This is a genomic window from Bacillus sp. 220_BSPC (genome assembly GCF_001054655.1).
In the GTDB taxonomy this organism is placed as follows: Bacteria; Bacillota; Bacilli; order Bacillales; family DSM-1321; genus Peribacillus; species Peribacillus frigoritolerans.
Genome location: NZ_JVPL01000317.1, coordinates 25,190 through 37,146 on the forward strand (window position 1 = coordinate 25,190; position 11,957 = coordinate 37,146).

General features: G+C 41.8%; 7 protein-coding genes and 2 riboswitches. All 7 genes read left to right on the forward strand.

Annotation, left to right across the window (positions count from 1 at the left end):
- The first annotated feature begins 356 nt into the window (after positions 1 to 356).
- The 7 genes from ADA55_RS26520 to ptsG all read left to right on the forward strand — a co-directional run bounded on the left by ADA55_RS26520 (position 357) and on the right by ptsG (position 11,581).
- Complete coding sequence (locus ADA55_RS26520; RefSeq protein WP_048689542.1) at positions 357 to 1,313, forward strand: AAA family ATPase; 957 nt, start codon at positions 357 to 359, stop codon at positions 1,311 to 1,313.
- Between the two features lie 38 nt (positions 1,314 to 1,351).
- Positions 1,352 to 2,506, forward strand: coding sequence for a DUF58 domain-containing protein (locus tag ADA55_RS26525; protein WP_048689545.1), 1,155 nt, complete (start codon positions 1,352 to 1,354; stop codon positions 2,504 to 2,506).
- Positions 2,503 to 4,704: a DUF4129 domain-containing transglutaminase family protein gene (locus tag ADA55_RS26530; protein WP_048689548.1), complete on the forward strand. Its 2,202-nt coding sequence runs from the start codon at positions 2,503 to 2,505 to the stop codon at positions 4,702 to 4,704. The genes ADA55_RS26525 and ADA55_RS26530 overlap by 4 nt, the downstream gene beginning before the upstream one ends.
- 36 nt (positions 4,705 to 4,740) lie before the next feature.
- Positions 4,741 to 4,842, forward strand: a riboswitch (purine riboswitch).
- Positions 4,843 to 5,019: 177 nt separating this feature from the next.
- Positions 5,020 to 6,540, forward strand: a complete 1,521-nt coding sequence (gene guaA / locus ADA55_RS26535) for a glutamine-hydrolyzing GMP synthase (protein ID WP_161922810.1) — start codon at positions 5,020 to 5,022, stop codon at positions 6,538 to 6,540.
- Positions 6,541 to 6,764: 224 nt separating this feature from the next.
- Positions 6,765 to 6,866, forward strand: a riboswitch (purine riboswitch).
- A 104-nt stretch (positions 6,867 to 6,970) separates the two neighbouring features.
- Positions 6,971 to 8,302, forward strand: coding sequence for an NCS2 family permease (locus tag ADA55_RS26540; RefSeq protein WP_034306155.1), 1,332 nt, complete (start codon positions 6,971 to 6,973; stop codon positions 8,300 to 8,302).
- A gap of 153 nt (positions 8,303 to 8,455) precedes the next feature.
- Positions 8,456 to 9,298 carry a glucose PTS transporter transcription antiterminator GlcT gene (gene glcT, locus ADA55_RS26545; protein WP_034306152.1) on the forward strand — a complete coding sequence of 281 codons (843 nt, stop codon included), beginning with the start codon at positions 8,456 to 8,458 and terminating at the stop codon, positions 9,296 to 9,298.
- A 213-nt stretch (positions 9,299 to 9,511) separates the two neighbouring features.
- Positions 9,512 to 11,581 (forward strand): glucose-specific PTS transporter subunit IIBC, encoded by a 2,070-nt coding sequence (gene ptsG, locus ADA55_RS26550; protein ID WP_048689553.1) that lies wholly within the window; start codon positions 9,512 to 9,514, stop codon positions 11,579 to 11,581.
- The last annotated feature ends 376 nt before the right edge of the window (positions 11,582 to 11,957 follow it).

Consider the following 11,957-nt stretch of genomic DNA (forward strand, 5'->3'; position numbering starts at 1 on the left):
AACCCTTTTGTCTACAAACTGCGATGCGCCGATTTATTGGCGTATCCTATCAGTTATTTGAACAAGTCAGGATGAACAGTCTGCGAGTTCAACAGCTTCCCCAATCCTTGGTCATGGCGTGATAGGACCTTTTTCAATAAACAAATGGACGTCATCATTGGTTCATATTCACTAAGCAAACAGTTAACCCTGCCTTTTTCAGTAAGCCGCTTTAATATTTTAGAACAAATTCGTTTATGGTTTTCCGATAATCTAGTAAACTTACAATGTAAGGTTCAATTGGGTCTAAATGTAAAATATGTGATATAGAGAAGACATGAAATAATAGTGATAATGTGAATCCCGGGAGGTAGAGAATGATTTATAAGCAGGTCAATCAAAAACTGGAAATGGTTTTGGGGAATATCGAAAAGGTGATTATTGGAAAGCGGGATATAGCAGAACTAAGCATCGTGGCACTCCTTTCCGGCGGACATGTCTTATTGGAGGATGTTCCGGGTGTGGGAAAGACAGTCATGGTAAGGGCATTGGCAAAATCAATAGGTGCAAGCTTCAAGCGAATTCAATTCACGCCTGATTTACTTCCTTCGGATGTTACTGGCGTTTCGATCTTCAATCCTAAGGAACAAGAATTCATCTTTAGGCCAGGTCCGATAATGGGCCATATTATTTTAGCTGATGAAATAAACCGGACCTCGCCGAAAACCCAGTCTGCATTGCTTGAAGCGATGGAAGAGGCAAGTGTGACGATTGATGGTGTCACAAGAGGATTGGAGAAGCCCTTTTTCGTAATGGCGACACAAAATCCAATCGAGTACGAGGGAACATATCCGCTGCCGGAGGCTCAATTGGATAGATTCCTATTAAAAATGAAAATGGGCTATCCAGGTGTGGAAGAAGAGATAGAGGTTCTACATAGGGCTCAATACACGGCACCGCTAGAGGAATTGGAATCCGTCATCACCTTGGATGAATTGATAGAATTACAGGCTGAGGTAAAAGCGGTGATAGTGGATGACACAATAAAACGGTACATTGTTGAATTGGCGAATCAAACACGTTCACATGAAGGGGTCTACTTAGGGGTGAGCCCTCGTGGATCGATAGCATTGATGAAGGCAGCCCAGGCTTACGCGCTGATCCAGGGCAGGGACTATGTTCTGCCTGACGATGTTCAATATTTAGTGCCATTCATATTTTCCCATCGGCTTATTTTGAAGCCTGAAGCGAATTATGAGGGCTTCGATGCTGGAATGGTGATACATGAAATTGTCGCGACTACAAAAGTGCCTGTGAAGCGGGCTGTGACCTAATGCGAAGATTCATCAACATTCTAAGGGGAAATATAAGTGTGATCGGACTTGTATTACTCATGACTGTTTCCTTTTGCTATGCAATGTTTCAAGGCGGTTTTGTCAGTTGGTTCATTTTTTATTCATTTTTGCCGTTTTCTGTGTACGCTTTGATCCTGCTGTTTTATCCGCTGCATGATTTTACCGTTGAGAGAAAGGTCAATAAAAGGGAATGCCAGGCTGGTGAATCTGTTGAGATAGCAATGACGTTTACGCGTGAAAACCGGCTGCCCCTATTATTTATGGTGGTAGAGGAGGAATTTCCTCAGGAGATGGAAGATAGGGGACTGCAAAGGAAAATAATTATCTTTCCGGGATTCAAGCGTACCTTCAGCATGTCATATACCTTGGAAAACTTGCAGCGGGGAGAGCATTCGTTTCAATCGATCCGCTTTTGGATTGGGGACTTTTTCGGGCTGGTCGAAAAGGAAGCGATATATAGTTCACCTTTGAAAATAACCGTTTTTCCTCGTTATCACGAGCTTGCCTACAGTGATCTTGATCGAGTGTTCAATCAGGGGGCAGTGGTTTCAACAAAGAAAACACAACGGGAACATTCAGTGGTCTCCGGTGTAAGGGAATATCAGCCAGGCGATCAATTGTCTTGGATTAACTGGAAGGCGACTGCCAGGACGAGTGAAATCATGACGAAGGAATTCGAGGTGCAGAAAAACCGGGATGTATTCATCATGCTTGATGAAAAGCCTTCTGATTTATTCGAAGAATCCATTGAAATGGCAGCTTCCATTGCCCATGCCATGTTAAAGAAAGGCATGGAAATTGGGTATGTGAGTATGGGGTCGAGGTTAATCATACCGGCAGCAGCAGGCAACAAACAGAAACGAAAGATTTTTTACCGGCTTGCTAAAGAAGAGCCGGGTGTTGTAAACGCATTGAACGAAAATGTCCGGAAGGGAATTCTTCCGGCAAACGCTGCTGTGATATTCATCGTTTCAGACTTAACCTTAGAAAAGGTGGACTTATTGAGTGCTTTCCGGCCTAATCAGGGATTGATGTTATGCGTGAAGAAACAGGCAGATCTTACTGATGAGGAAAGGTTTTCAATGTCTACAGCTGTCTCGAGGGGGATAAAGATTAGCTTTTTTGAACATGGTCATCTAAAGTTTGACAGATCGGAGGTGATGGTGAAATGAATGTCACTACCGAAAAATTGGAAAGGTTCATGCACGTCCTCATGTATGTATTTGGTTTGTTGTTGATTACTGAATGGTTAAGGCCTGTCGATAGACTTACCGATACAGGTAATATCATCATTTTTATCTTATTTTTGCTCTACTCCCTGCTACTGCATTATTTCCGCATACATTGGTCGATCCGATTTATTCTCATTAGTGCTTATATAATGATTTCATTACAGTTCCTCCATTCAAAAGAGGCTTTATATCAATTGTCATGGCTGAAAGGATTTCTAGCGGATTTTAAGGGCAATCTTGGTTTTATATATGATGGGAATTGGGAGTTGATCACAAATCCATTTCGAACGTTTCTATTTTTTGTCCTTCTTTGGCTTGTGACATATTTGATCCATTACTGGGTGATGGTGAGGCAAAGCATCTTTTTCTTTTTTATGTTAACGGTGATTTTTATATCTGTACTCGACACATTCACTCCTTATGCGGGGGATAGTGCAATGATAAGAATCATCATCATCGGGTTTTTGATGCTCGGCTTGCTTTCCCTGCTGCGGCTAACGATACAGGAGAGGATTAAGTTTCCGATGGCTTCCATCAATAAGTGGATCTTGATGCTGACCGGCATGATATTGGTAAGTGTCCTTGTCGGTTTTGCTGCCCCAAAGCTCTCTCCGCAGTGGCCGGACCCGGTGCCTTATATTACTTCCTATTCTGATAAAGCTGTGAAAGAAGACGGTGATTCGAAGCGTAAAAGTGTCGGATATGATGAAGACGATTCGGATCTTGGCGGTTCGATAGAGCCGGATAGTTCCATCGTTTTTTATAATAATGCTCCTGCAGGACATTACTGGAAAGTCGAGAACAAGAATGTTTATACGGGTAAAGGGTGGGTTTCCAAACCGGAAACGGAATTTCACACTTTTTCCAACGGGCAGGATATGGCAACTTTAGATATTTACGACGTTCCTGAATTGGTGAGGACTGAAGAAATGACGGCAAAAGTATCCATGACGGAATCATATTCACATATCCTTCATCCGCAGTCCGGGTATGTAAAAAAGATCGAGGGCAAAAACGGGCAGGATTTCAAATATTATCAGGAGATGGACAAATTTATTTCCGAACAGGGTAATGGCGAACGTCTTTCCATGAAAGAGTATGAACTGGTTTATGATATGCCAAGTTTTGATATAGCCGAGTTAAGGAAGGTGACGGAACCCGACGATTCCATGGATTTATTAATGGAAAAAAACACTCAGCTTCCAGAGGGATTGCCAAACCGGATATTTGAATTGGCCTCCCGGCTTACAAGGAATGAAACGAATTGGTACGATAAAGCAAAAGCCATTGAGGATTATTTTGACGGAGCTGAATTCATTTATTCCAAGGACGATATTCCGTATCCAGAGAGCAATCAAGATTATGTCGATCAATTTTTATTCGAGACACAGATAGGGTATTGCGATAATTTTTCAACTGCCATGGTCGTTTTACTAAGGGCCGCCAATATACCTGCAAGGTGGGTAAAGGGCTATACCGAAGGGGAAAAATCCATCCTTGATGGCGAATCCGTTTATAAAGTGACCAATAATAATGCACATTCCTGGGTCGAGGTTTATTTTTCAGGGATAGGCTGGATTCCCTTCGAGCCGACTAAGGGTTTCAATGGGGAAGTTGAATTTTACGATTCGGAATTGAAACAGGAAGCAATCAAGAACCCTGAAGAAACCCCGACTAATGAAGAGCAAACAAAGAAAGAGACCAGGGAACGCCAGGATACACCAGATAGGGAAACTCAATCCTCCGAGAAAACGGGTTTTGTGAACATGAAAGGGTTCTTAAAATGGACGGCAATCACATTATCAGGTGCATTGATTTTCGCTTCTATCGGTTATTTCCTCAGAAGGAAGTGGATTCCTCATCTGCAGATTCTTCGTTATAGAAAGAAAACCGGTGCTCATTTCTCGACAGCTTATTTAATATTATTGAAACAATTAAAACGGGCTGGTTTAGTTCGGCCGGATGGGCAAACCTTAAGGGAGTACGCCGCCTATGTGGATGCAGTGTACGCTACAGATGAGATGAGTGAATTGACGGCTGGATACGAGTTAATGATATATCGCGGAGACGCGGAAGATGGGGAATGGAAACACTTTCAAAAGGGTTGGGAAAGCTTAATGAGAAAAACTAGCTCTTGACCAGGTTTTTATTATATTGATACAATAACAAAAACTAACTTAAACTAATATATCCTTCATATATCCTCGATAATATGGATCGAAAGTTTCTACCGAATCACCGTAAATGATTTGACTATGAAGGCGGATTTTAACAGGAAAGCTGAAAATCTGCCTTCGTCTGTACTTTTTCTGTATTTTTGAGGGTGGGTTTTTAGTTTTTCTTTTTTTATGATAATATTTTTTATAAGAATTATCACTCGATTTTATGAGTGAATTACATTGATAGAGGTGACGTTTGTGCCGGGGAAAACAGAATTGCAAAAAAACCAGGAAATGATCGTAGTACTTGATTTCGGAAGCCAATATAATCAATTGATCACTCGTCGTATCCGTGAATTTGGTGTGTACAGTGAGCTTCATCCTCATACAATTACTGCAGAAGAAATTGAGAAAATGAACCCAACGGGAATCATCTTCTCAGGGGGCCCGAACAGTGTTTATGATGCAAATGCATTTGGTTGTGATGAACGCATATTCGAAATGGGTCTTCCGATTTTCGGTATTTGTTATGGCATGCAGCTTATGACCAAACATTTTGGCGGTAAGGTGGAGCCAGCGAAGAACCGTGAATACGGAAAAGCGACACTTGCCATCCAAAATGAGTCCAAGTTATTCAGTGACCTGCCAAAAGAACAAATCGTCTGGATGAGCCATGGTGATTTAGTGGTGGAAACGCCTGAAGGTTTCCAAATTGACGGGACGAACCCGTCTTGCCCAATTTCGGCTATGAGTGACGAGTCACGTAAATTGTATGCCGTGCAATTCCATCCAGAAGTCCGTCATTCCGTATACGGTAATGACATTTTGAAAAATTTCGTATTCGGCGTTTGTGGCTGTAAAGGTGACTGGTCAATGGAGAACTTCATTGAAATCGAGATGGAGAAAATCCGCCAAACGGTCGGAGATAAAAAAGTGTTATGCGCATTGAGCGGCGGGGTGGATTCATCCGTTGTTGCTGTATTGATCCATAAAGCGATTGGCGATCAGCTGACATGTATTTTCGTTGATCATGGATTACTTCGTAAAGGGGAAGCCGAAGGTGTAATGGAAACATTCAGGGAAGGTTTCAATATGAACGTAATCAAGGTCGATGCAAAAGAACGTTTCCTATCGAAGCTTGCTGGCGTTTCAGATCCTGAACAAAAACGGAAAATCATCGGTAACGAGTTCATCTACGTATTCGATGACGAAGCAACGAAGCTCGAAGGAATTGATTTCCTTGCACAGGGTACACTTTACACAGACATTATTGAAAGTGGTACGGCCACTGCACAAACAATTAAATCACATCACAACGTTGGCGGTCTGCCGGAAGATATGCAATTTAAATTGATTGAGCCTTTGAACACTCTATTCAAGGATGAAGTGCGTGCACTTGGAAGTGAAATGGGCATTCCGGACGAAATCGTTTGGCGTCAACCATTCCCTGGTCCAGGTTTAGGTATTCGTGTATTAGGCGAAATTTCAGATGAAAAACTTGAAATCGTTCGCGAGTCTGACCATATTTTACGTGAAGAAATTAGAAAAAATGGTTTGGAACGCGAAATTTGGCAGTACTTTACGGTGCTTCCTAACATTCGTAGCGTAGGGGTAATGGGCGATGCACGTACGTATGACTATACAATTGGAATCCGTGCGGTTACGTCCATTGACGGAATGACATCCGATTGGGCAAGAATCCCATGGGATGTACTTGAAATCATCTCAACGAGAATCGTTAATGAAGTAAACCATGTAAACCGCGTCGTTTATGACATTACGTCTAAGCCGCCTGCAACGATCGAGTGGGAATAGTAGATTAAAACCATCCAATCAGTGAAGGAATTAACCTTCACTGATTTTTTTGTTAAAATAGTATTTGAATATGTAGATTCCTTACATTTTACGTATGTTGGCGAAGATATTGCCTGAATAATTAAGGAATATATAGCGAAACGCGAACGTTGCCTAAAATTACATAAAAAATATTCGTTTGGTATATTGACGATTATTTTGGTGACTGATACACTATACCTATAATAATAAAAAAACATAATTGTCGTATAATATTGGGGATATGGCCCAAAAGTTTCTACCAAGCTGCCGTGAACGGCTTGACTACGATGTGGAAGGATTGGCGTGTATAAATTAACCGCCACTTCTTTACATGACCGCAGTCAAGCCCCGTTCGTAAGCGAATGGGGCATTTTCTGTTGGCACGATTTTATGATGGGGGAGACTCATAATGAAAAATTATTTTCGGTTTAACGAGCTGGGAACTAATTATCGCCGTGAAATACTTGGTGGACTAACTACTTTCCTTTCAATGGCATATATCCTGGTTGTAAACCCTGTAATGCTGACTTTACAAAGCATCGAGGACTATCCGGATGAATTAAGAATGGACTACGGAGCGGTTTTTGCCGCAACCGCATTGTCAGCCGCAATCGGCTCGATATTAATGGGACTCATAGCCAGATATCCAATCTCGCTCGCGCCGGGTATGGGATTGAATGCTTTCTTCGCTTTTACCGTTGTGCTTGGCTTTGGAATTCCTTGGCAGACGGCGTTAACAGGAGTATTGATTTCAGGTATTATCTTCGTTTTACTTTCCCTATCGGGAATACGTGAAAAAATCATTAATGCAATTCCAGTCGAATTGAAATACGCAGTTGGAGCCGGTATCGGTTTATTCATTACTTTTGTAGGGTTTCAGAATGCTGGTATCATCACGAATGATGACAGCGTTCTTGTCGGACTGGGCGATTTGACATCAGGAAATACTTTATTGGCTGTGTTTGGAATTGTCGTAACCGTCATTTTGATGACGAGAGGCGTCAAAAGCGGCGTGTTCATAGGAATGGTCATTACAGCCATTGCAGGAATGATCTTTGGACAAGTTCCAGTGCCGGACAAAATAATCGGTGCCGTTCCTAGCATAGCGCCTACATTCGGGGTTGCGTTCGATGCCTTTGGAAATCCCGGTGATCTCTTCACTGGTCAAATGTTAATCGTGATACTGACCTTCTTGTTCGTAGCATTCTTTGATACAGCCGGTACGCTGGTGGCTGTCGCGCAACAAGCTGGATTGATGAAGGATAATGTTCTTCCTAGAGTGGGTAAAGGATTGCTTGCAGATTCATTATCCATCGTTTCAGGTGCAATTCTTGGTACATCCACCACGACATCTTATGTAGAGTCCACATCAGGTGTTGCTGCTGGTGCTCGAAGCGGATTTGCGGCTGTAGTGACAGGGTTGCTGTTTGTCCTATCCCTTTTCTTCTTCCCGCTTCTATCAGTGGTGACATCTGCTGTGACTGCGCCGGCATTGGTTATAGTCGGAGTATTAATGGCATCATCACTTAAAAATATTGACTGGCAAAAGTTCGAAATTGCGGTTCCGGCCTTCTTTACGGTCATCATGATGCCTATGACATATTCAATTGCGACAGGTATCGCTTGCGGATTCATCTTCTATCCAATCACTATGTCGATGAAAGGAAGAGCAAAAGAGGTTCATCCGATCATGTGGGGTCTTGGAGTCGTCTTCCTGCTATATTTCATTTTCTTGAAGTAATAATGCAAGTAAGTAAGGGGAGTCCTGATTTCGGGGCTCTTCTTTCATGTTGTAAGAGAAAGCTCATATCGTGTATAGTAAAAGTACTAAGTACTAAGTACTTTATCCTGTATGGGGCATAGGGATGACTTTGAGAAAAAAAGAGGGAGAAAAATGAATGGTTTTATCGTTGAAAAGGTTTTGAACAATAATGTGGTGATTGCCACGCATCCGTCGTATGGAGAAGTCGTTACTATTGGAAAGGGCTTAGGCTTCAACCGAAAGAAAGGCGAAGAGTTGAGTCCGGAACTAGCGGAGAAAACGTTTGTCCTGAAAAATGTTAAGGAACAGGAAAGTTACAAAAAACTCTTGCCGCAAATCGATCAAAATCTTCAAGCAGCCATTATAGAATCCATTCATCTCATTAATGACCGGGTAACTGGAAAGCTAAATGAACATATACATGTCGGTTTAACAGATCATTTATTGTTCGCCCTTCAGCGTGTTTCACAAGGAATGACTATCAAAAACCCATTCTTGAAAGAAACGATAACCCTTTATCCTTTTGAACATGATATTGCTGTCGATGTAGTAGAATTAATTCAAGATAAGACAGGCATAGGCCTGCCCCAAGGGGAAATCGGTTTTATTACGCTTCATATTCATAGCGCAATATCAAATAAAGACTTATCGGAAGTCAATCAGCATTCGCAGTTAATCTATCACCTTATCCAAGTTGTTGAAGAACAGCTCAATGTGAAAATTAATAAGGATAGCATAGACTATTCACGTTTGGTCCGTCATTTAAGATTCATGATAGACAGGGTGCTTGCTGGGGAAAAAGTAGAGGAACCTGAAAAAATAGCAATGCTATTGAAAGAAGAATATCCTTTGTGTTACAATATCTCTTGGAAGCTAATAAAAATTATGCAGCAGAAATTAGGCAAGCCGGTTTGTGATGCGGAAGCTGTCTATCTAACGATGCATATCCAACGATTACAAAAGAAAATTAAATAAACATACATTAACTTACGTGTTACTGATTCGATCAGGCATAAGTGAGGAGAATGATTGTTATGAAAGAGGGTATTATATACCTGAATTTTCATTTCAATCCTATCTTTGCTTATGCCTTTTTTGTATTTGAATTCTGATGCGTGGGAAGATGAATACCATCGTAAATGTAACCGTTTTATTAGCATGGAAAAACAGTAAAGAGGAGGAAAACCTATGTTTAAGAAGTTGTTTGGTGTTTTGCAAAAAATCGGTAAAGCTTTGATGCTTCCTGTAGCCATTTTACCAGCGGCCGGAATTTTGCTTGCGTTTGGTAATGCATTGCAAAACGAAACTTTGTTGGATATCGCCCCGTTTCTTGCGAGTGGCGGAGTGGAAATGGTCGCATCGGTAATGGAGAATGCCGGAAATATTATTTTTGGGAATCTTCCCTTGTTGTTTGCTGTGGGGGTCGCAATTGGGTTAGCTGGTGGAGATGGTGTTGCCGGCCTTGCCGCGATTATCGGTTTCTTGATTATGAATGTAACGATGGGAACTGTTCTTGGCATTGACGCTGCCGACATTGCGAAAAATAGTGCGGTGTATACCAATGTTCTGGGAATCCCGACGTTGGGAACAGGTGTGTTCGGCGGTATTATCGTCGGTGTCATGGCTGCTGTTATGTATAATAAGTTTTATGAAATTGAACTGCCATCTTATTTAGGATTCTTTGCAGGTAAACGTTTTGTACCCATTGTAACAGCTGCAAGCGCAGTTATTCTTGGGTTGCTGATGATTTTGATTTGGCCGACGATTCAATCGGGGTTAAATTCATTTTCCGAAAATATGTTGGGTGCTAACCTGACACTTGGAGCTTTCGTGTTTGGGGTTGTAGAACGTGCGCTGATTCCTTTTGGATTGCATCATATCTTCTATTCTCCATTCTGGTTCGAATTTGGCAGCTATATCCCTCAAGGAGGGGGAACGCCAGTCAGAGGAGACCAGGCCATCTTCATGGCACAAATTAAAGATGGCGTACAGAATTTAACGGCCGGTACCTTCATGACTGGTAAATATCCATTCATGATGTTCGGGTTACCAGCTGCAGCTTTGGCCATTTATCATGAAGCAAGACCGGAAAGAAAGAAAATAGTCGGGGGATTGATGGCTTCTGCAGCACTTACATCATTCTTGACTGGGATTACTGAGCCACTTGAATTTGCATTCTTATTTGTTGCACCGGTACTTTTCGGGATTCACTGTCTGTTTGCCGGTCTATCATTCATGACCATGCATTTACTGGACGTGAAAATCGGGATGACGTTCTCGGGTGGTTTGATCGATTACGTACTGTTTGGTTTAATCAATCCGCAAACCAATGCATGGATTGTTATTCCGGTTGGTTTAGTCCTTGCGGTTATCTATTACTTCGGATTCCGATTTGCGATAAGGAAGTTTAACCTTAAAACTCCTGGTCGTGAAGTGGAAGAGGATGAGGAAACGGAAGGATCTGCTAGTTCTGCTGGAAGTCTGCCAGGGGATATCTTGGATGCCATGGGCGGAAAAGAAAACATCTCTCACTTGGATGCCTGCATTACCCGTCTTCGTGTATCGGTCAATGACATCGGTAACGTTGATAAAAATAGGCTGAAGAAACTTGGTGCCGCTGGAGTTCTGGAAGTGGGCAATAACATCCAGGCTATCTTCGGACCTCGTTCAGAAACGATCAAGGGGCAAATGAAAGATATCATTGATGGAAAAAGGCCTCGTAAAGTAGAAGCGTCTCCTGAAGTAGGTGTGGAAAAGCAAATCGAGGATGTCGTCCCGAAACCTTTACGGACGGATGAAGTTTCCGAGCGCTTTGTTTCTCCTATTAAAGGGGAATTAAAACCGATCACGGAAGTGCCTGATGCCGTTTTTGCTGAAAAAATGATGGGAGATGGATTTGCAATTGTACCTGAGGAAGGGTTGGTTGTTTCTCCTGTGGACGGTACGATCGTTAATTTATTCCCGACTAAACATGCAATAGGTATCGTTTCCGAAGCTGGACGTGAAATCTTGATTCATGTCGGGATAGATACAGTTAAGTTGGAAGGCAAAGGTTTCGAAGCACTTGTCGCTCAAGGAGATAAAGTGACAAGCGGGCAGCCATTGCTTAAAGTTGATATAGAGTATGTCAAAAACAATGCTAGCTCTATCATTACGCCAATCGTCTTTACTAACCTTTCCGAAGGTGAAAGCGTCAAGATTGAAAAGGCCGGAAATGTAGATAGGGAAGAAGCGGACGTAATCTCCATCAATAAATAATGATTAATAAATAACGGGAGGGCGGCTATAATCAGCTGCCCTCCTGTTTAGTTTGGATGATTCATTGGCATGGACCGGCTTCTATAGAAAGAAAGTGGTTCAGTGAAAAAAATGAAGTTAATTTTAAAAGATTAAATTGACTTATCTAAATGCAAGTGCTAATATATTAAATACACCGCTTGAGGCAAACAGGACAAACAAGTAAATGATAACTTGTTGTTGACTTTGTGTTTGGAGGGTGTTATACTAATAAAGTCGCTAAACGAAGCGATGGAAAATATTGCTCTTTGAAAACTGAACAAAACAAAGCGCCAACGTTAAATTTTAGTGAGCACACACTATCAAAAAAGCAAATGAGCAAGTCAAACATTTCTTC

Coding starts and splice junctions, on each gene's coding strand:
- ADA55_RS26520 (WP_048689542.1), top strand. CDS start 357: ATGATTTATAAGCAGGTCAATCAAAAACTGGAAATGGTTTTGGGGAAT.
- ADA55_RS26530 (WP_048689548.1), top strand. CDS start 2,503: ATGAATGTCACTACCGAAAAATTGGAAAGGTTCATGCACGTCCTCATG.
- guaA (WP_161922810.1), top strand. CDS start 5,020: ATGATCGTAGTACTTGATTTCGGAAGCCAATATAATCAATTGATCACT.
- ADA55_RS26540 (WP_034306155.1), top strand. CDS start 6,971: ATGAAAAATTATTTTCGGTTTAACGAGCTGGGAACTAATTATCGCCGT.
- glcT (WP_034306152.1), top strand. CDS start 8,456: ATGAATGGTTTTATCGTTGAAAAGGTTTTGAACAATAATGTGGTGATT.
- ptsG (WP_048689553.1), top strand. CDS start 9,512: ATGTTTAAGAAGTTGTTTGGTGTTTTGCAAAAAATCGGTAAAGCTTTG.